At 53.8% G+C, this 20,621-nt stretch carries 18 protein-coding genes and 1 pseudogene; 10 read left to right on the forward strand and 9 right to left on the reverse strand.

Features of this window, described 5'->3' with window-relative positions; translation table 11 throughout:
- The first annotated feature begins 67 nt into the window (after nucleotides 1-67).
- Complete coding sequence (locus J4E63_RS31435) at nucleotides 68-790, forward strand: methyl-accepting chemotaxis protein (RefSeq protein ID WP_371914151.1); 723 nt, start codon at nucleotides 68-70, stop codon at nucleotides 788-790.
- Between the two features lie 374 nt (nucleotides 791-1,164).
- Nucleotides 1,165-2,379 (forward strand): aldose 1-epimerase family protein, encoded by a 1,215-nt coding sequence (locus J4E63_RS28470; RefSeq protein ID WP_192262515.1) that lies wholly within the window; start codon nucleotides 1,165-1,167, stop codon nucleotides 2,377-2,379.
- A gap of 6 nt (nucleotides 2,380-2,385) precedes the next feature.
- On the opposite strand, the pseudogene J4E63_RS28475 reads toward J4E63_RS28470, so the two are convergent.
- A pseudogene (locus J4E63_RS28475) lies at nucleotides 2,386-3,036 on the reverse strand (ATP-binding protein); the annotation flags it as partial.
- A 255-nt stretch (nucleotides 3,037-3,291) separates the two neighbouring features.
- On the opposite strand from J4E63_RS28475, the gene J4E63_RS28480 reads away from it, so the two are divergent.
- From J4E63_RS28480 to J4E63_RS28500, 5 genes are all read left to right on the forward strand, one after another.
- Nucleotides 3,292-3,840 carry a TnsA endonuclease N-terminal domain-containing protein gene (locus J4E63_RS28480; RefSeq protein ID WP_207284199.1) on the forward strand — a complete coding sequence of 183 codons (549 nt, stop codon included), beginning with the start codon at nucleotides 3,292-3,294 and terminating at the stop codon, nucleotides 3,838-3,840.
- Nucleotides 3,837-5,759, forward strand: a complete 1,923-nt coding sequence (locus tag J4E63_RS28485) for a Mu transposase C-terminal domain-containing protein (RefSeq protein ID WP_207283988.1) — start codon at nucleotides 3,837-3,839, stop codon at nucleotides 5,757-5,759. Before J4E63_RS28480 ends, J4E63_RS28485 begins: the two co-directional genes overlap by 4 nt.
- Nucleotides 5,756-6,646, forward strand: coding sequence for a TniB family NTP-binding protein (locus J4E63_RS28490; RefSeq protein ID WP_207283989.1), 891 nt, complete (start codon nucleotides 5,756-5,758; stop codon nucleotides 6,644-6,646). The genes J4E63_RS28485 and J4E63_RS28490 overlap by 4 nt, the downstream gene beginning before the upstream one ends.
- Complete coding sequence (locus J4E63_RS31440; RefSeq protein WP_207283990.1) at nucleotides 6,604-7,725, forward strand: TniQ family protein; 1,122 nt, start codon at nucleotides 6,604-6,606, stop codon at nucleotides 7,723-7,725. Before J4E63_RS28490 ends, J4E63_RS31440 begins: the two co-directional genes overlap by 43 nt.
- 505 nt (nucleotides 7,726-8,230) lie before the next feature.
- Entirely contained in the window at nucleotides 8,231-9,157 is a 927-nt protein-coding gene (locus tag J4E63_RS28500) for a hypothetical protein (RefSeq protein ID WP_259334262.1), read from the forward strand.
- A gap of 1 nt (nucleotide 9,158) precedes the next feature.
- On the opposite strand, the gene J4E63_RS28505 is transcribed toward J4E63_RS28500, so the two are convergent.
- The 3 genes from J4E63_RS28505 to J4E63_RS28515 form a co-directional block, all read right to left on the reverse strand.
- Nucleotides 9,159-10,595, reverse strand: a complete 1,437-nt coding sequence (locus J4E63_RS28505; RefSeq protein WP_310650721.1) for a hypothetical protein — start codon at nucleotides 10,593-10,595, stop codon at nucleotides 9,159-9,161.
- Nucleotides 10,596-11,217: 622 nt separating this feature from the next.
- Nucleotides 11,218-13,290, reverse strand: a complete 2,073-nt coding sequence (locus J4E63_RS28510; protein ID WP_207283991.1) for a HAMP domain-containing sensor histidine kinase — start codon at nucleotides 13,288-13,290, stop codon at nucleotides 11,218-11,220.
- On the reverse strand, nucleotides 13,266-13,955 hold the full coding sequence (locus J4E63_RS28515; RefSeq protein WP_207283992.1) for a response regulator transcription factor: 690 nt from the start codon (nucleotides 13,953-13,955) through the stop codon (nucleotides 13,266-13,268). Before J4E63_RS28515 ends, J4E63_RS28510 begins: the two co-directional genes overlap by 25 nt.
- A gap of 281 nt (nucleotides 13,956-14,236) precedes the next feature.
- Here J4E63_RS28515 and J4E63_RS28520 point away from each other — a divergent pair, with 281 nt between their 5' ends.
- Both J4E63_RS28520 and J4E63_RS28525 read left to right on the forward strand, forming a co-directional pair.
- Nucleotides 14,237-14,572, forward strand: coding sequence for a YegP family protein (locus J4E63_RS28520; protein ID WP_207283993.1), 336 nt, complete (start codon nucleotides 14,237-14,239; stop codon nucleotides 14,570-14,572).
- A gap of 72 nt (nucleotides 14,573-14,644) precedes the next feature.
- Entirely contained in the window at nucleotides 14,645-14,917 is a 273-nt protein-coding gene (locus J4E63_RS28525) for a hypothetical protein (protein WP_207283994.1), read from the forward strand.
- Between the two features lie 382 nt (nucleotides 14,918-15,299).
- On the opposite strand, the gene J4E63_RS28530 is transcribed toward J4E63_RS28525, so the two are convergent.
- The 3 genes from J4E63_RS28530 to J4E63_RS28540 form a co-directional block, all read right to left on the reverse strand.
- Entirely contained in the window at nucleotides 15,300-15,746 is a 447-nt protein-coding gene (locus tag J4E63_RS28530; protein ID WP_207283995.1) for a hypothetical protein, read from the reverse strand.
- Between the two features lie 197 nt (nucleotides 15,747-15,943).
- The gene (locus J4E63_RS28535; protein WP_259334263.1) at nucleotides 15,944-16,552 is read right to left on the reverse strand and encodes an MbcA/ParS/Xre antitoxin family protein; all 609 of its coding nucleotides are present in this window, start codon (nucleotides 16,550-16,552) and stop codon (nucleotides 15,944-15,946) included.
- A 50-nt stretch (nucleotides 16,553-16,602) separates the two neighbouring features.
- Nucleotides 16,603-17,004 carry a DUF6957 family protein gene (locus tag J4E63_RS28540; RefSeq protein WP_207283996.1) on the reverse strand — a complete coding sequence of 134 codons (402 nt, stop codon included), beginning with the start codon at nucleotides 17,002-17,004 and terminating at the stop codon, nucleotides 16,603-16,605.
- 868 nt (nucleotides 17,005-17,872) lie between these two features.
- Between J4E63_RS28540 and J4E63_RS28545 the strand changes: the two genes are divergently transcribed.
- The gene (locus J4E63_RS28545; RefSeq protein WP_207283997.1) at nucleotides 17,873-18,940 is read left to right on the forward strand and encodes a hypothetical protein; all 1,068 of its coding nucleotides are present in this window, start codon (nucleotides 17,873-17,875) and stop codon (nucleotides 18,938-18,940) included.
- 148 nt (nucleotides 18,941-19,088) lie between these two features.
- Here the strand turns inward: J4E63_RS28545 and J4E63_RS31445 are convergent, their stop codons facing one another.
- Both J4E63_RS31445 and J4E63_RS28550 read right to left on the reverse strand, forming a co-directional pair.
- A complete protein-coding gene (locus J4E63_RS31445; RefSeq protein WP_404943348.1) occupies nucleotides 19,089-19,532 on the reverse strand; it encodes a S8 family serine peptidase in 444 nt (147 codons plus the stop codon).
- 692 nt (nucleotides 19,533-20,224) lie between these two features.
- Nucleotides 20,225-20,407, reverse strand: a complete 183-nt coding sequence (locus J4E63_RS28550) for a hypothetical protein (protein WP_207283998.1) — start codon at nucleotides 20,405-20,407, stop codon at nucleotides 20,225-20,227.
- Nucleotides 20,408-20,621 lie beyond the last annotated feature (214 nt).

A 20,621-nucleotide genomic window follows, 5' to 3' on the forward strand; every position in this document is an offset into this window, starting at 1 on the left:
GGCCCTGTCCGGGTTGTCCAGCGGGGCGTACGAAGGCATGGAGCAACAATCCGGCGAAATCACCAGCATGGCCGGCGCGGTGGAAGAGTTCAGCGCGACCTCCCTGAACATTGCCGACAACATGGGCAACACCGAGCGCCTGGCCCAGGAAAACGCCCAGCAAACCCGCATTGGCCGGACCTCGATGGATGAAGCGTCGTCGTCCCTGGAGCAAATTGCCGGCGCGCTGAACAGCACGGCCACGGTCATCAATACCCTGGGCCAGCGTTCCCAGGAAATCGGCGGCATCGTGGGGGTCATCACCTCGATTGCCGAGCAGACCAACCTGCTAGCCTTGAACGCGGCCATCGAAGCTGCCCGGGCCGGCGAGCAGGGCCGTGGTTTCGCCGTGGTGGCCGATGAAGTCCGCAGCCTGGCGTCCCGCACCCGTCAGGCCACTGACGAAATCTCCGGCATGATCAACAGCATCCAGCAGGAAACCGGCAATGCCATCAGCACCATGGAACAGGGCAACCTGTTGATGCAGGAAGGCCTGTCGCGCAACGCCAATGTGGCCTCGGCCCTGGCGCGAATCGACGAGCAGAGCCGTTCGGCTGGCCAGCAATTCGCGGCGATCACCACCGCCACCCAGGAACAAAGCAGCACCGCGACCCTGCTCAGCAGCAACCTGCAAAGCATCGCCATGGCCAACAGCGAGCAGCGCCAGGTGGTCTCGAACCTGGCGGTCACCGCGAAGGAACTGGAAAAACTGGCCCAGGACCTGCGCCAAGAGGTTGATCGGTTCCGCTGAAGCCTCCTGTCACAAGCCCGCTCCCAGAGATTTGCGGTGGAAGCGGGCTTGCTCACAATTGGGGCTGCCCAGCCAACATCGTCTCAATCTGACCCAGCGCCATCGCGAGCGAGCTCGCTCCCACAGTTTGATTGCCAGTGCATACCAAACCCGGGCCACCCTCGATTCCCTGTGGGAGCGAGCTTGCTCGCGATGACGGCTGCCCAGCCAACATCACTTCAATCTGACCCACCGCTATCGCGAGCAAGTTCGCTCCCACAAATCGCTGTCGATCATGTAGGCGTGATTTTTTAAGGGTATTGCTGTTTTTAAGCTTGCTGAAACGTTTCTTCAAGTCTATAAAAACCGCACAACTCCAATAAAAGGTCGCGTCCATGACTCCGCTCAAACTCCTCGTTACCCTTGGCGCCTTGGGCGCTGCCTCCCAGGCGATGGCTTGGGATTATGTCCTGCTGGATACCGATAAAGCCGCCCAACCCTGGCAAATCACCAGCCAGCAGCTCGGCGTGAAAACCGACAAACCTTTCTCCGTGACGATGCGCACCCTGCACGGTGGCCGGCAAGAGGGCGTCAGCATCGTTGATATCGACAACGGCACCCTGAAGCTTTCAGTCGTCCCGACCCGTGGCATGAATGTGTTGCAGGCGTCGGTCGGGAATGTGCGCATGGGGTGGGATTCGCCGGTCAAGGAAGTGGTCAACCCGGCGTTCATCGAGCTCAACGGCCGAGGCGGCTTGGGTTGGCTCGAAGGCTTCAACGAGTTGGTCACCCGCTGCGGCTACGAATGGGTCGGCCATCCCGGCATGGACAATGGCGAGCTGCTGACCCTGCATGGCCGCGCCGCCAATATTCCGGCCAATAAAGTCACCTTGCACATCGATGAAAAACCGCCCTACGCCATCACCCTGCGGGGCGAGTTGAAGGAGCAGGCGTTCAAGAAGGTCGATTTCTCGGTGCAGACCGAACTGGTCACCGAGCCAGGCAGCGTGACGTTCGCACTCAGCGACACGCTGACCAACAACGGCGATTACCCGAAGGAATACCAAGCGCTCTACCACAGCAATTTCAGCACGCCTTTCCTGGAGCAGGGCGCTCGTTTCGCGGCACCGGTCAAGCAGGTCTCGCCGTTCAACGACAAGGCCAAGGGCGACTTGCCGGATTGGCAAACCTACCGAGCCCCGACCAAGGATTACGACGAAACCGTCTATAACGTCGTGCCCTACGCTGACGCCAAGGGCGATACGCTCACGGTCCTGCACAACAAGGCCGGCAGCCTCGGTGTGTCGGTAGGCTTCAACACCAGCACGCTGCCCGTGTTTTCCCTGTGGAAAAACACCGATACCCAAGGCCAGGGCTACGTGACCGGGTTGGAACCAGGCACCAGTTTTTCCTATAACCGCCGGTATCAGCGGCCACTGGGCCTGGTGCCTACGATCGGGCCGAAAGAGCACAAGCAATTCCAGATCCACTACAGCCTGTTGGCGGACAAGGGCGCTGTGGATAAGGCGCTCAAGCGCATCGATGCGATCCAGAACGGTCAAAAAACCGAGGTCCGGGAAACACCGTTGGTAGACCTGAGCAAGCCGTAAAGCGGTTCACGCCGACGCCGGCCGATACTGCAATGCTTCGGCCAGGTGCTCGCGGCGAATGTTCCCCGCTTGCTCCAGGTCCGCCAGTGTCCGGGCGACCTTGAGCAAGCGGTGGGCGGCGCGCAGCGACAGGGTCAGCCGCTCGCAGGCGGTTTCCAGCCAGGTTTCATCGGTTGTGGATAACTTGCAATGCCGGCGCAACCCCGGTAGATCGAGGAAGGCGTTGGCGCAGCCCTGGCGGCGGTGCTGGCGTTCCCGGGCTTCGGCCACGCGCTCGGCGACCGTGGCCGTATCGTCCCCGGGTTCGAGCCTGGGGTTCAATGCCGTGGCTTCCCGGGCGACGGTCAGGTGCAGGTCGATACGGTCCAGCAACGGGCCGGAGAGTTTGTTGCGGTAGCGCTGCACCATCTCCGGTGTACAGGCACAGCGGCCGCTGGGTTCGCCGAGATAGCCACAGGGGCAGGGGTTCATCGCCGCCACCAGTTGGAAACGGGCAGGGAAGCGCACTCGGTCCCGGGCGCGCGAGACCACGATGTGCCCTGACTCCAGCGGTTCTCTCAAGACCTCCAGCACCTTGCGGTCGAACTCCGGCAGTTCATCCAGAAACAGCACGCCATGGTGGGCGAGGGTGATCTCCCCTGGCTGCGGTTTTGACCCGCTGTCGGCTTCCTAAATAGCTGCGAAAGCACTAGGCTAGAGGCCGCGAGGTACGGTTTCTGATTGCGTAAATAAATGCGAAAAACTTTCAAATTGGATGCGACAGGATTGAAAATGCCTCGAAATAGCTGCGACCAGCCTAAGCAAGTCCGCCCTATCAAGCCGACACGTCGCAGCGTTTCAGGTTTCTTGCCGTTTCGCGGCGCAGGTGGCGTGCCGTACGAGTCACTGCTTGAGCGCGACTTCTTAAAGCGAATGAGGTTTTCTTATCGGGTCGAGTCAGTGGTTGCCCAGCCAGTCCGTGTCGACTTTGTTGATTCGCGAGGGCGCGATTTGACCTACACCCCTGACTTTCTGGTGCATTACCGCCAGCCGGCGGGCGTTAGCTACATGGACTACATCAAGCCGATGCTGGTCGAAGTGAAGCCCGCCTATGAGTGGCGAAATAACTGGCGCACCTGGCTTGGGAAATGGAAGGCAGCGCGCCGCTACGCGCGGGAAGAGGGCTGGACCTTCAGCATCTATGACGAGTCGCGCATTCGTGGGTTGCCTCTCGATAACATCACGTTCCTGGAACGTTTCGAGCGCTTGGACTTTGATCGTGAAGACATTGAGATGGTCCTGAAGACGCTTCAGGAAATGGAATTTGCGCCTGTGCACTATCTCTTGGCTCGCCATTTCAAAGGCGTGTACCGAGATCGTGGTGTCGCGCTGTTCTGGCACCTTATCGCTACTGGCCGGGTGGAGTGCGATATCACCGAGCCGCTGAATGAATACCTTGAACTCTGGGTGGCTACGCCATGAACATTTATGAAATCGACACGGATGAGCACTTCACCCCATACGAACCCTCCAGAGAGCGTGTCTTGGTTGAAGTCGGGGAAATGGTTAGCTGTGACAAGCAAATCTTTCGAATCGTCCAGCTACTCGACTTTCAGAACGTCGTCGGAGTAGAAGTCGAGACCGGCCGCAGCGTCTCACTCCGCATTTCCGAACTCCAACCTGTCGCGCAAGACCGAGTCGACGGCCTGTACGTGAACTACGACATCTCGACGATCAGCTCGGATGAATGGGCAATAGCGCAACAGCGGTTCTCAGCCATCAAGCCCTTACTGCGCGCTTCGATCTTGCCCAGAGCGAGCGTAGAGGAGAGAGCCAAAGAAGTAGGTGTTGATACTGCCACTCTCTATCGGTGGCTGGATCGGTATCAAAGTTGGCACGAAGTGCTTGCGCTCGTGCCGCGCAAGCGGGGTTGGCAATCCGGTAATAGCCGATTGACTGCACAAGCCGACAAACTCATTGATGAAGTGATCGAGCAGCACTACCTGACAATTCAGCGGCGAACTGTCCAATCGACCATTGCCGAAATCGAGTCACAGGCCAAGGCGCAGGGAATTAAGCCCCCCAGCGCATCCGCTATCAGGGCAAGGATCAAGCGTATTCCTGAGAAGATCAAACTGCGTAGACGCGGATATGCTGATCAAGCTCGTAATCGGCATACACCCTCAGTTGGTAAGTTTCCAGGCGCCGATTACCCGCTGGCGGTCGTTCAAATTGATCACACCCCGATTGATCTGATAATTGTGGATGATCGGCATCGCAAGCCCATTGGACGTCTGTGGCTAAGCCTAGCGATCGATGTGCACTCGCGCATGATCACTGGCTATTACCTTGCCCTTGAGGAACCTTCCGAAATTTCCGTCGGCATGTGCGTTGCCCACTCTATCCTGCCAAAAGAGGCGTGGCTGAATCTTCACAACGTTCGCGGTGAATGGCCAGTGTGGGGTTTCCCTCGAATGGTCCATACCGATAACGGACCTGACTTCCAGGCAGAAAATTTTCGTCGTTCGTGCGCAAATTACAATATCGAAAACCAATTCCGCCCGGTAAAGCGGCCTAAATACGGCGGCCATATTGAACGCCTGCTCGGTACGTTCATGAGAGAGCTACATGAACTGCCAGGTACCACGCACAGCAGCGTTCCCGATAGAGACGGCTACGATTCCGACAAGCATGCTGCACTCACGATGGGTGAGTTTGAGGAGTGGCTGGTTCGAACGATCATTCTGTATCACAACCGACCCCACTCAGCGCTTTACATGAGCCCTTCGCGCAAGTGGCATTTAGGTTTCTTCGGGAGCCGTGAAGCCGATGCGTTGGTGAGTATTCCGCCTCGACCTGCGGATCCTCTTACGGTGCAGCTGGATTTCATGCCCTCGTACCGCCGGACCGTTCAACATTATGGCGTCCAGCTGGATGTGTACTATTACTCGGAGGCATTGCGTCACTGGATCGGTACGACGGACCCAGAGACTGCCCAGGCGCGTAAATTTGTATTCAGACGGGACCCTCGCGACATTAGCGTTATCTGGTTCTACGATCCTGTCCTGAAACAATATTTCCGGGTGCCGGTGGCGAACCAGGCGTTCCCTGCAGCTACTTTGTGGGAATTCCGAGCGGCCAAGAAACAAGCTGTTGATGAAGGTCGAAAGCACATTGACGAGGCTTTGATCGGCAGATTGATTTTGGAGCGTCGCCAGATCGTCGATGGGTCATCCGCAAGCACTAAGAAAGCGCGCCGTGAAGCTCAGAAGCACAAGGTACATAGTAAAAATGCGACCCCGGCGCAGCCTGTCAAAGCGCCGATGCAAGCCATGCCTTCCATCTCTACAAGCGAAGGGTTACTGCTTGATGATGTTGATCTGATCGGTGATATCCAATGACTGAGTACGCACACCTGCACGCCGATTTCAGGCCAGTGCTGCAGCTATCAGCTCGGGAGCGTATTCGCTTCATGGGTGAACCTCGGTGGATCGGCTACAAGGCAGCACATCACATATTGGATAGCCTTGAATGCCTGCTCGAGGCGCCCAAGCGCCCAAGGATGCCGAACATGCTCATTGTCGGTGATTCGAACAACGGGAAAACGACGATCGTCAGGCATTTTGAGAAGATGCATGGGCAAGGTTATGTGGACGAGAACTCGGAGGCGGTGCGACCGATCATCGTGGCCGAGGCACCGCCCTCTGCTGAGGAGAAGGACCTATACATCGCCATCCTCGATCGCATGTGGATGCCTTACAGAACGACCGATTCAAAGGTAACGCTTCGGTTTCAGGTGATCCACGCGTTGCGCGAGCTAAAGGTACGCATGCTGATCATCGATGAAGTGCACTCAATGCTCACCGGCTCCGCTATGAAGCAGCGTGAGGTCATGAACGCGCTAAAAATGCTGTGCAACACCTTGGTAATCCCGGTTGTTGGTGTAGGAACGCCGGACGCTGTGCAGATCCTGCACCTGGACCCGCAGCACGCAAGCCGGTTTGATGTAATCAAACTGGAAACGTGGAAGTTAGACGCCGAATTTCAGCGAATGCTGAAAGCTTTCGAAGCCGTGCTACCGTTGAAAAAGCCGTCGGCTATCTACAAGCCTGAGCTGGCTCAGCTGATCCATTCCGTTTCAGGCGGCAATACTGGAGACCTGCACGGTCTGTTACTCGAGTGCGCCACGGAAGCCATCAATTCTGGGAAGGAATGCATTGATCGGCAACTGATTGAGGCTAAGTCGTGGAAGCGACCTACACGTGGCATCAGGGAGCGCGTTGTCTAAATCCTCGTTGGCCACTTAGTCCTGAGATGTTGCCTGATGAGCTGTTCTCTTCCTGGCTAGTGAGAACAGCGCATGCCCATAGGTGCTTGCCCAGCACGTTGACCGGCATCGTATGGCCTGATGCTCAAGCGTGGAAAGTTGACCTTGATCGTAGGCATTCCTGGACAAACATGGAGGTCTTGTCCAGCATGACCGGCCTCCAGGTCCCCTCACTCCTGGCCTCTACGCTTTGGCCTATCGTGCAAAAATTGCACCCCAACGGTGTAGCTGAGCAGACAGCGCATCTGCCCTGGATTTTGCCGCTCGGTTGTCGGAACCGATCTCACGCAGGCGGGCTGCTCTGCTGTCCTTGTTGCATGACGGACACCATTCCTCATTATCTTTTGCAGTACCGCCTGGCGTGGCACACAGTCTGTCCTCGCCATCGCACTTTGCTTATTGATCGGTGCTTGCGGTGCAGTTCGGCCCTCCAGCCAAATCGCCTTCGTCCTGATCGTCCCTTATCCGTGTGCCACCACTGTGGCCAGTCATTGGCTGACGTTTCGCCCGAGCCCATTGTGAAATCAGCTTTGGCGTTTCAGAGCTTTGCGGACTCAGCCAGTCAATCGACAGCGCTTTACGGTCTGACTTCATTGAGCTTTGCGGAGTGGATGTGCATTGCTCGGGTCATGGTCAGCTTTCTCAAGAACGTAACGCGCAATCCTACGACCAAATCGCAACTGTTCTGCCAGGCGATGGGTTTGGATCTTTCACAGCTGAAGCCATCGTCGCTCGGATTGCCTTTCGAATACGCAACGCCTGCCGAGCGTGCTGGGTTGTTGGGGCAGGCTTGGGTGATAATGCAGGCAGGTCCGGAGCGTTTTCTGGAGCTTGCGGGTGAGGTTGAGTTGCCTGTGACGATATTTCCGGTCCGGGGGATTGGAGGATCGCCGATTCTCGCGCAAATGGTCTCAGTACTCGTGCAGCATACTCGACACCAGTCAGGTCGGCTAAGTCGCAGGCAGACACGCGAGCCCCTCGAAGTTTGGCGTATGTGGAATCGATTGCAGAGAAGGACGCATAGAAATGGCATCTCATGACACACCCACTCCGTCGGGCTGCCACGGCTGCGGCGGCGAGATGGCCAAAGCCAAGAAGGTGCATGCGAACAAGCGCTACTGCGAGACATGCTACGCACGGCTCTTCAAACGGCGAATGTGTTCTAGCTGCGGGCACTTCGCTCGACTTCCGATTTTTGATCAGTCGGCACACTGCTCAGCCTGTGAGCGCGCCGAACCTTGCGTACGATGCGCAAAAGTGGATTTTAAAATAGGCCTACGTACGCAATACGGTCCAGTGTGCAAGCCGTGTCGCCCTTATTTCAACGTCCCGGAGCCATGCGAGGTGTGCGGCAGGCTTTCCCAGCGACTGGCTCGGAGCAAGTCGACAGGACTGCGCAGATGCCCGAGTTGCAGTGGCCCTGCGAAGGGGACTTGTCCACGCTGCCGGCGTCATCGCGTATTAATCAGTGGACAGGACGGCTCCACTGCTTGCGAACTTTGCACTGTTGCGATCTCCCACCCGTGTGATACATGCGGCAAACAGATGCCTGCTGGTCGCGGCCGCGAATGCGAAATATGTGAGTGGCTACGCGTTTTTCATAAGCGGTTAGCGATCAACGTCAAAGGTTTCAGCAGTGACCACATCACTGAGCTGTTCAGTCAATTCGGGGAATGGTTCCTAGCGAGTGTAGGGGCACATAAAGCTGCGCTGAACATCAACGTTCACTACCGTTTTTTTGCAGTACTCGACTCGAACTGGAGTGCGGCACCTTCCTACGAACAACTCCTGCAGCATTTCGGTGCGGCAGGGCTGCGCAAGGCCGAAAGTCCAATGCGGTTTTTGACAGAAACTGGTGTGGTTACTGTCGATGTGCAGCTGCGCGATGAGCACACAGAGCATCGCCGCCTTGCGGCAATTTTGTCGGAGCCTTCCAGCAGATGGTCGGCTCAGTTGCTTAACGAGTATGTCAGCGTCTTGAAGGCGAAAATGGAACAAGGCCTTACAGATCTGCGGTCAGTCCGGCTAGCCGCCCGCGCCGCCGTTAACTTGCTCGAGAATGCTCAACTGAAATTGGGGGAGTTGCCGGCTCAGAAATCGTTACAGTCTTTCTGGCGAGGCTCACCAGGCCAGGTTGCGGCAGTCGCTGGTTTCATCGGCCATTTAAATAGGCGTCACGGACTCGAACTGCAAGTGAAGCCTGATGCGCGCTGGTTGTCTCAGGCGAGACGGCAAAAAGCAGAGCGTGAGCTGGTGGCAATGTTAAGTGAACCTGCCGAGGGCGACTTCGAGGGACGTTGGATCGTGAAGGCGCTCGCCTATTTTCACGATGTGACGAGGGCAAGTCGGAAAAAACTGGTTTTCCAGCGGCAGGACTACCGAGACGTCGCTGGCTACAGCGTTACCCATGAGGAGAAAAATCTTTGGGTGCCGTCAGCTAGCAGTTATCGGCGAGGCGAGCATCCAGGATGAGTCAATCAAGCGTCACTCCCATTTCCCTAAATACGTTAATCAAACGGCTTCGATAAAGCACTTTTGCATCCCTCTGGTGATGCTTGAAGATCTTGGCGTTGGGCGGGAAATACCTGTGCATGTGTATGAACCTGCCCATGACGTATCGCACCCGCGAGCAAATCTCCTTGACGAATTCTTCAAACTCTTCGGGGCTGTGGACGTGTGACCTCATGAGCACGCCAGAGTATTCAGCCTTGTTAGGATTGATCGGCTGAACCTCGAAACAAAAGTAGTTTTTTCCATCTATCACAATGCGCAGTACCATTAATCCCCGACACTTACCGGTTTTGCGATCCAGGTATACCCATCCTAGGGCAGATTTGTCCTCCGGTTCCCAATCAGGTGTTGGCCGCAACAAAATGGCCCTCGGAGGACCCTGATCCCGGAACTTCGGAGGTGTGTACCAATTCACCTTCGTCACTCGACTTGGGTTAGCCGCCATGATCGATCGGAATGCATTCCAGATGTCATTAAGGAAGCCATGCGTTTCGAGTTCGACATCGACATCGGGATCGGGATCGGCGACATGCTCTAGCTTGCCGATGTTCTTGCCGGAACCGGTTTCTTCTCCGGATGAATGCGAGTTCGCCTCTGAAGGGCGCGGGCCGAGGCGCCCACGGTTGGCTTTGATCACTTCCTTAATTTTTTTAACTTTGCGTTTTTCGCCCAAAGTTTTGAAAGGTGGCGTTTTAACGATAACGGTTTCGGAGTGGTTGTCTGGCTCGGCATGGGAATGCTCAGTTAAGAATTCTTCGGCCTCGGCCGTTCGGACCGGCCTGGGGAGCACTATCCGTCCACCATCCTCACCTTCGCTGCTGTCGAAGTTCTTGCGCTGCCATTCAATTTCTTGCCCGGCCGGTTGAGAGGAGCCAATCAGATTTAGGCACAGGAAGGTATTACCGTTATTGATCCATCTGCCTCGACACTGGAGCTGCCCTTTGCCCCGAAACCAGGGGGGCGCCTCCATGAATATCTGCGACAACGGATCTTGCGACGTAAATTGTGCATTCACGTGCTTGATACGGTCTTCTGTGTAATCGTCGTAGAGCAGGTGCGCGAGAAAAACCGCATCATAGTTGCGCATTTTCCTGGATGGCCTGACTAACCATCGATGCTCTTCACGTCGCTCATCATCATAAAAAACGGATTTAACGTCGGACCAACGCAACGTTGCCAAGGCTCGGCAAATTTCCATATTCCTGGCGTAAGCACGCACGAAGTATTCAGTGCATGGAATGAGCAAATTCTTGTTGCCACCCAGCTTGAAGTCGATCACGCGAGAAAGATCGTGCCGGTACTTCAGAGGGTATTCGTCATGATGGAAAACGTTAGCCCTATCTTGCTTTAGCAAGTCGGCTCTTGACGTCAGCGACCACCCTGACTCGTTGAAGTCCACATCAAATATCCGTGCGGGTGAGGCTAGATTCGTATCGGAGATACATTTGCCGTTACGCCAAATGGTGCCTTTTCGATAATGAGGCAAGCTGCTGAGTGGCACTGTGGCCGAAGTCCAGGGGCCTGGCACATCGTTGAACAGCTGTCTGAAATGCACCTTGGCTAAAGGGATAGTTCGGGTGGGCCTTCCTGGGCGAATAGGACCGTACCACCAGACCAAGTGATCGCCTTTTAGGCTTTCGACAGAGCTATCGGGATGCCGGAGATTAGCGCGAGAGTACGACAAATCAATGCGTTGAAGCTGTCCAGCCAAACCGATACTCCCGTCATGTTAGATCGCCATGATTAAGAGTCTACCGGTTTGCTTTCTCTCCCGCGACGCAAAAGTGGCGCCTATTTGATGACGTTTCGCGGCCTGCAAATTTGGTAACGCTTTCCAATTCAAATGATTGGCTGGAACGCCTTACGAAGCTTTTCCCTTTGCTCTTGCCGATACTCCTACAGCTTTCAGGTTGGCGCCGTTAAGCCTTCTTTCAAAATATACAGCCATGCAATTCACGCTGTATCGGCTTCGCCGGCAGAGGTCTGGATTTCACTACGTGCTGCTCACGATCTGTCAGGTCCTAATGTGCCCTCGCGAGCTTGATTGCAAACCGCACCCCACCTTCGACGTTCTTGACGTGAACGTCGCCACCCATCTTTTTTACATACTGCTTGGCAACGAACAGCCCTAAACCCTGATGTTCACCGTCCGAGTCACGGCTGCTCACGCCGTACTCGAAGATTTCGTCAATCAGATCAGGCGGGATCTGTGGCCCCTGATTACCTACCTCGATTAAAACCCAGCTTGCGTCGGCGAACACCTTGAGAGTGATTTCCGTTCCCTGATTTCGGAACTCTTTGGCGTTATTCAGGATTGCGGTCAGTAATGCTTCCAGCATGTCGCCGTCGGCACTGACATACAACGAGCCGGAAGAATGAGCAAAGGTAATCCCATCACTGGATTCGGCGGCATTTTCCAGATACTCAACCACGTTTTCTTTGGTGAGGTGGCCACGAGATGCGCTAATCGCTTCCTTGGGGCCGAGCGACTTTCCGGAACTCGGCGCCGTAGGGTTACCGGAGAGCATTTTTAAGGCATAGGACATTCGCTTAAGGCTCTTAGCACTGGGATCGTCGGGTTTATTGTGACGTATCAGCAGCTCTTGCAAGGGAGACTTGATTTCATGGCCAATGGCGCGAAGGATATCGCTTTCATTCTTGGCGTTCTCCAGCGCCTCTCGCCCATATGTGGTAATAGATTTGTGCAAATCTTCAATACTTGCCCATAGCACGCCCACTTCGTCATGCTGATTTAAGATCAAGTACGGTAACTTGAAATCATCCGCATCCGAGTAACGCCCTCGCATATAGATAGTGTTACGCCTGACCTTATTCAGAGGTGCCAGTACATAGTGGTGAATCGCGAAACCACTTATCACCAGGAGAGTGCCGAGGATCGCTGCAAACGCCAAAATTGCTTTTGCTGCAGCGCTCCACCCGCCTAATACCAAGGCAGGGTTTCCGCTCAACTCTATCCTGCCGCCATTGGAGAGTACGACGGCTTTCTGAGTAGCAATCGAAGGCGTCACCAGCTCAACGACTCTGTTGGCCAAGCGTGCCAGCGCAGAGCGGCTTTCATTGCGGCCTCCGTGGTTACCGGCAAACACCTCGATAGGCTCACTTCCGGGAGAAGCAATGAAGCGAAGGCTTTCTCCTGGTGACAAGTACTGCGACATGGACTCAAAAGAGAATACAGGTCGCTCGTTGGTTTCTAGGCCATTCATGAGTATCTGGCCTTGCCCGTCACCGATAGGTCCAAGCAATTTTAACGCGACTCTCGCCTGAGAAATGTCTTCAGGAGGCCAGATGGTCTGCGTCTCCGGCGCTTCGAGGTAAGCATACAAGGGTAATTGAAGAATGAACTCGTAGCTGCTGACCGCTCCTTCAGGGGTCAGGTGAGCCAAAATACGACCCTTGATATCACGCTCACGGGTAAAATCATCTGCCCCTTGCTTGGTGGTTTTGAAACCAGCAATGCTCCACGCTGGAGAGAACAGCTTGGCGGTCGAAGCATCCGCTCGGCGTACCGGATCGAAGGTGGCAACAAAGTGGCTGGTGCGACCCCGTGCGGTCACCGCGACGCTGAAGTGGTGGGCCTTGAAGGGGGATTTCGCATAGGTCGGTGAAGTCAGCTCGCTGTCGACATGAAACGTACCGCGAAGATACACTAGCGCACCATAATCGCGATTTTCTAACACCCCAGCGCACAGTTGATCGCGTGAATCCTTCAGGGTTTTGAAGCTGCAGCCTAGAAGCGGCTTGAGATCTTCGACATGTCCAGGAATGACATTGATAAACTCAAGAGGCAATTTTGCCACGGGTATACCGTGCCCATCTGAAGACTGCTCTCCGAAGTTAGAAAAGGCAATGTTACCCTCCAAACTTTCGAACTCAGCCGCGACACGTTGTAACGTTCTCTGAATGGCTGCCTGGTATTGCTGTGCTACTGAAACATAGCTGAACCGCAACACTGCAATCGTGCCAAAAAAAACCAGCAAGACCATGCCGGTCATAATGCCCACGATCAACACCCGAGCCTTGGCTCGGTAAAGATTCCCTTTTAACTTGTTTAAGGATTGACGCAGTCTTGCCATTGCACACCTTTCATCCTGATTACTACGACATGATCCGGCGATTCACCCACCTCCTCTAAGGCGTCACGTATATTCTTAACATGCTGACGGATAGCTTCAGGGTTACGGCCTGATTTCACCAACTCGAAAAAATCGGCATATGGGACATAAGAGCCTCTGCGTTCGTAGAGCCGCCAGAGAATATTCTTGGCCGTCTGAGGAATATTCAACGCTTTATTCTTGAAGCGCATTCTTGTAGTGGATTGGTCGTATGTAATCAGCGCTTCCTTATCCTCCACACTCGGTCCAGTCTGGGCCCTGAGCACCCGCAGTACCATTTCGACAAACTCTTGACCGTCCGGAGGAATGGGTTTTTCCATGTAGTCCCAAACATCCAGTTGGCGCATGACACCACGATACAATGAGGCATCAAGTCCGGAGACCACCATGACCGGTGACTTGTGGTTACTTATATTTGTTCGCAGTATTCCAACACCAGCATTTTTCTCCGGCAGCAACTCGATGTCCAAGACAATTAAACTAAAAGCCGTTTCTACAATCGCCTTCTCGGCGCTTTCTCTATCAAAGAATTGATGAACTTCAATGTCCTTGGCAATGCTCTTGCAAAACCCAGCAAGGGCATTATTCGTGTCAGGAGAATCTTCAATGATTGCAATCTTTTTCATGCTTTTTACCTCGTGCGCATAATGGGCTAGGGTATCAGCTCTACAACCCCCACAGCTCCGCATAAACGTGAGAGTTTGCTCACGTTTGAGGCTGAAAACTTGCATTGGCTAGCAAAAACCTCTCAACGCGGTGGAGGAACAAGCGCCCGGTAATGGATCCAATTGTTAGCGCCTAGCCCACTAACGACTCCTTGCGTAGCCTTCAGTTCAAGCCAATTACGGCCCACAACATGCGCCATTACCGCGCTTGTTCATTAATTCGCAACTGATCCGAGGTTCACATGGCTGCACATTATGAGATTTTCCGCTCCTCCCAGAACAACCAGTATTACTTCCACTTGAAAGCGCCGAATGGCGAAATCATCCTAGCCAGCGAGGGGTATCTCCAGAAATCTGGCTGCGAGAACGGGATTGCTTCCTGCAAAGCGCATTCGCCGTACGATCAGTACTACGATAAACGCGTTGCACAGAACCTGCGCCCGTATTTCGTACTGCGTGCTGCGAATAATCAGATCATCGGCACCAGCCAGACCTACAGCTCGGCCTACGCCCGCGACCAGGGGATCGTCGCAGTAAAGACCTATGGCTCGACCGCCACCACCATCGATCTGACCTAATGCTCTGAACGGGCCGCATCATCGCGAGCGGCCCTTCGACTCCTCCAATTACATTTCTGTCCGGAGCCAATCATGACTAGCTTCACCGTGTCGTATGACCTCATAAAAAATAAGGACTACAAGCTGTTGATCGATGAACTCAAACGTCTCGGGGCGCATCGCTCGCAAGAGTCCTTTTGGCTGGTGGCCGATAACGGCACCGCAAAGGGCTTGCATGACCACCTCAGGAATTTCATGGATGGCGACGACAAACTCTGGGTATCCGAGCTGACGCGCAACCATCACTACGCCCAAGCCAACAGTGGCACCAATGCCTGGATCGCGCAGAACCCGCCTGCCCGCTAGTTAACTGCGGATTGCGGTTGTGGCGGCAACAAGCCTCGACGGATCGGGGCTATGGGCGCTCTGTACGTTAGCCCGCTGAAGGGTGGCCTTATCAATATGTTGGATCGCGGGAGATAAAGACGTTCGCAAGCCCGCGCTGCGTCTGGGGTTTCTGAATCAACGGTCGTTTGCACGCCGACCGTGCCAGTTGCATCTATTTCGAGATAGTTGCAACTATTGCGAAATGTCACAGCTCTATTCCCCATTACTGGAAGAATGCGATGCCGTAAACCATTGTGCTCCCAAATCGGATGCTCTCGACGTGCGTGAGTAAGCCATTTTTGCGGCGTTCGACATCACAAATTGATTGGGGGTAATCGTCACCGATTGAGGTACTAGATCCTTAATGCGGCATAACCTGGTCCTTACGCCAAATGGTTCCTGCTATTGCTGCAGGCTTAAAGTTGGTGAGTCCGGCTGCGCCCAGTGGCGAAGTGGCTTGCAACGGTGGATCAAGGGTGAGCGTCTGTCCGGTGCTGCTGAGCTGCAGCTGAGTGAAGTACACGTCGTGTGAGTCGTTGACCCTGTTGACTTGACGCCCGAACAGACGGCTACCTCTTGGGATAGCCACGTTCTCGTAGTCGTCATAAACATTCTCATAGAGCATTGCCGATACATAATCAGGATCGACACGCTCCAACGTCAGGTTTAGAAAGGTGCCCTGCGCCACCTCGTACGGTTCGCTCACCACCCGCGGAGTCAGTACTGCCGGCTGTTGGGCCTGCGCAACACCCGAAAAAATCATGGCCTGGACCATCGCCAAGGCCCAAATGAGTTTTTTACTTTCCATCAATAACTCCAGTAACACACACATGAAATGCCTTCGCGCGCACATAGTGGTGTCGACGACCTGTGACGTCCCTGTTCAAGCACTTGGCCGCTAATGAAGCCAGTCGGCCAATGCGCGCATTTGGGTAGTGGCATTACGATATCTCGGCCGGTTTAGGAAGGCTACGACACTTTACTACCGCCTTACGAGCCATGAGCTCAAAGGGTCATTCCCTCTGTGCCCTGAGTGAGCAGTTCCTCTACTCGACGCGTTCCAGGAGTGGTGGAAAGCATTTCGAAGGGGGTTTTGCCTGAAAATTGCGATTTCGGTTTGGAGAGCCAGCGCGTGGCTTTTTCAATGTCCCCGAAGAGGATCTCGGCAAGGCTGATGATGTGAGCAATCCTGAAGATGTAGTCGCTTTCACTTAGGGTTGAACGCTCGCCGCTCGAAAACTTGTGCTGCAAATCAATGTTGAGTAACCCGAAGTCAACGAGTGCTTGGACACTGTTCGCGGTGAAACCCGATTCGACCAGATCGTGAATCTGTTGATCCGTGGCGTCGATAGGAATGTGGAGGAGAGATTTTAGGCCGCTGCGATAGAGGCGCGATGCACCTGTGCGCGACTCTTGTCTATCACTCACTGGGCTGGGGGATGATTCAGCGACAGGCCTGAGTTCGATAGAGCCGTTCACGACCGTAATCAGTAGTCGATCTCCAATCACCAGCCCCATTTGATTCAACAATTCATGAGGAAAATTGACGATGATATCGCCGGTGCCATCGTTGGGATCTTCGCAGCGTACCGTCCAGACCTCACGCTTATCCATAATCGTTAACCTCGAACGTGCTTGTGTCGATGTGTTTATCCGCAGGGGAATCATTGCCCCGAGAGTGCACTGAGATCATCGACGGTGATCACCTGCCGCTTTCCCCTACCAAGCAGCACGTACACGGTATTTTTTGTGAGGAAAAAACTTGGCGCCTCATAGCTTGTTTGAAAGGAGCTGCGCACCCAATCACTTGGCTGGTAACGTCTACGGCTGTCCAGCACAACGCACGATGCATAAACCACCACCGGCTCTAAGCCTCGCGAGCGAAGAGCATTGAGTTCCTCGTCGCCTACATGGAGGTCCAGAATCGTCCATTGGCTCACCAAGCAAAATGGACGCGGTGAAAACTTTTCGTGAGCCGTGATTGCAGCCTCTTGGGCAGACAAGTTACAGCCGTCCACCGGCGTGTGTTGCCTGTCAAAAAAAGCTGCGAGCTGTGTAAGGTTCATCCGCCACCTCTCGCGAATTAACGCTGCTGTGCGCACATTTTGCGCTCTCCCTCCGCGCTTAAAGCAACCGTTGGTCACCGGAATAGCGCTAGGCTCCTGGCGATTCATTTCCCAAGCGTCCTGTGCCGTGCTTACCTGTGCCGTGCTTATAGGCCGCGAGTTGGAAGGCAGGATCTGCTGGCGCTGGGTTGACCATGGCCAGTGGCTCATTCCTGGCAGATACCTTTGGCTCACGTGAACCGAGCCCCGGCGGCGGAGCCGCGTTGTCTCGGCCCTTCTGGCTTCGACTCTCTTGCTTTCGGCGAGAAGTTGGCCTACGCATTCTGTTTGACTCTGTGCCGGGGGCGGTGAGCGGTCAACCTGCAAGTGATCTGGGCAGCAGGACTATGTAAGGCTCATAATCCCGTGCGCTGGCTGACGGAGGTGCCCGCTAACCAACTGCGTCAGGTGAGCGAGGTATTCACGGAGCGGGGGAAATTTGAAATGGTGATATGGGCGAGCAAGGCGCTCCGGAACCAGCGAAGGAGTAACCTAGCAGCCCTAAGGCTGTTTTCAGCCAGCAAAAATTTCAAAGTCAAGACTTGTCCAGCTCCGCGACACCTGCCACTTTTTTAAAGATAAACTCAGTGCAAGCCTGCCCTAGATCAGTAACCTATTCTGGCGGGATTTTATGCTACAAGTGCTATCTGACAGTGAGAGCCTGATCGCTATGCCAAGAAATAAAGCGCCTAGTTCCGTAAAGCCAGGAACGATAAAAAAGAACAGAACTAACGATTTGTGTATAGCCCATCTCCGAACTAAATGGCGAGCTATCTTAGTCACAAGATTCGAATATTTTTTCAAGAAGTCACCCGAAAGTGCTCAGCGTATGGAGCTGATACTGGACTCTATGCTTCAAGGCCTGGAATCCCTATTTTTGAGCTTTTCAGAGTTAAAAGACACTCAGTTCAATACGCAAGTAATGCTGGATGATGTTGGTATATATTCACAGCGAATGGCAGAGTTGCTATTTTACTATCGGCTTTTAGGGATGGGCTTTTACGATATTGATAGCAAGGATGCTGGGCCTGACTTTGTCGCGAAGAAGAGTGGTGAAATATTTTGTTTCGAAGTGGTCACGCCAACCCCGCAAGCTACTATCAGAGAGCTTATTGGCCGGAGAGAGTTAACGCCTGAAGAGCGAGACTTGGTCTTTCGTGAGCGTTTGTTATCGGTTACATCAGCTATTAACGACAAATTAGTAAAGTTAGAAGCTCACAAAACGGCCGGACACGTACCAGAGGGTGCACATTACATAATCGTCGTCAATGATTCACTGCTGCTACCCTATGACCAGCCCTGGTATGGAGTCCTTGCTGAACTTTGCTTTGGTGACAGTACTTTACCCATTGCCGTGGATGCAACGCTTGGGTCTGGGGATATAGATTTTTCTGATCTTCTCGGTCAAGCCTCTGGAGACGAGGAAGGCGACGAGTTCCAAGGTTTGATAATGAAGGGTAATTTTGGGATTTCAATAGATGGAGGGGCACCGGTTACTCCAGAGGATTCCTTGTTGCGCGTAAAAATCAGGCAAAAAATTCCCACCAGAAAGAACTCCGACACAGTCCTTGTCGATATTGCTGAATCTGTGGGGGCAGCTGGTATTTACCAGATAACATTGCGGGAAGATTTGATGTTCTACCATTCATTTCAGTCTTGTAGGAAAGTAATGCCCGCTTCCGCATTGATCAGCTCGGTGAAAAATAAGCTGTTGCTTAGGGGCGCGATACTATTTACATCAACATATGCAAAGGATGAGGATCTGGTTCAGCCCCACATGTCGCCTGCGCGTCTGTTTGGTCGCGAGCCAGATGAGTTCAATAACAAAAATGTATATGATAATTTCTTCAGGCCATTTCTGATTGGTGGGGAGTTTTATAAGCCGCCAAATCCTTAAGGTTCGGCGATAATTCAAAACTCAAACCAGCAGTCATCACTTCGGTAGGTAGAAGAAGGGCACGTAATGATGATTGTATTGGCGATCATTCAGGAACGATGTGAATAATAACCAAGACATCCAACAGCCGACTTATTTGACCAAACTTTTAAGTCCAAACGGACAAGCCAAGTGTCTGTAGGAACATCTTCCCAAGAATAGGGCTTGGGCTCAAAGCCGCGTCTAGGGCACCCTTATAGCTCCTGGCTCGCTGTGTGTCACCCAGTGCGTCTGAGGTCAACTGATCTACCGCAGATGACCACGCCGAAGGGCGGCCTTTGTCACGATCATCAAGGCTGGTGATGGCCATGCTGAACACGCGCTGCTTGTCGGGCTGAAGAGTTTCGGGTCGAGCGACCGCATTCATGGTCAACGAACCATAAGATTCGCGCTGGTTGCCTTGGGCGCCAGGGAGCAGCTTTACGGATTCGATACGGTGAGAAATGGATACCGGCCCTTGGGCCGACAAGGGATCGATCAGATCGCCGTAGAGCGCAACGCCGGTACCATGGCCGACGTCATCTTGACTGGATAGGAATAATCCGTTTCCCAACGACCGATAATTTCGGGGTTGTGATGGGAGAGCGGGAAGAACACCACGTACACTGAAATTAGCGCTGCGAGGGCACTCAAGGTAGTAAGGACAGTGTTAATTTTCTTGGTTTCGGCGACGACGCCCAGTTGAGGAATTTCATAGGGTTTCCATTTTCAAAGGCAGAAGGATCGTTGATGAGCTGCGCGTTGAGCCACAACAGGAAACCGTATCGGCGGTAGCGAGTAAGACAAGAGGTGAGTGCGCCGAATACACTCCGGCTCACGTGACGATGTGGGCGCCTATCCCCACTCAAATGGCGCTTGGGGGCTTGCGCGGGGTAATCAAAATCAGTAAATTCAAAACCTGATGCGCGGGGCTTCTATGTTGTCGTTCGCAACAACAGCTTCGTAGTTGTACCCAGCTGCTCCTTCCAATGCGTTGCGGCAAAGGAAGTCAAAAAGGCCTCGATACTTCGGTAACGAGGTTTTTTTTTGCCCGCTCGCCGAGGCGAAATGCGACAACAATCTCCTTTGCAGCGGCCTTCGAAATTCGTTTTGGTTGTACCTAACCAGAGGACTAAAAGACCTTACGCTATAGATAAGGCATCCAGCTTGGCGAATTTGGATGCCCTTATCACCTCCGTTATTTAGCTACCTCGTTGCACGGTGTAGTGGTTCCCGGCGAAAAATCACCGGGAATCTAATTTTCCGTTAGCGAGAAATGTAAATGATGGTTTGACCCGACCAGCGCAATCCTACGCCCCCAAGAACGAAAGGACGTTTCAGTGGGATTTTTTTTTGAGCCGTTTTTACTGGCTTTGGAATGGGGTGTTTTTTCCGTTTCGAAATCGCTTTGGCGTTGCGTTGGGCGTTGCGGTTTTTAGTGGTTTTCATGGGGTCAAATCTCGAGATTTAAGGTAGGTGAAGCCCGTACAGCAATGGCCTCATCGCTAAATTAGTATTCTCAAAAACAAACACGCCCTCAGCTTGAACTCCAGTTTGTGTAGCCGTTCGGCGGCCCTCTATTGACATCATCGTCATATCTGACGATGCTTTGCGCATGAGATATCCAGGCGGAAAAGGCAAGTGCTACCAGCGCTTGATCAAC

This window comes from Pseudomonas sp. FW300-N2F2 (assembly GCF_017351655.1).
GTDB classification, from domain to species: Bacteria; Pseudomonadota; Gammaproteobacteria; order Pseudomonadales; family Pseudomonadaceae; genus Aquipseudomonas; species Aquipseudomonas fluorescens_AA.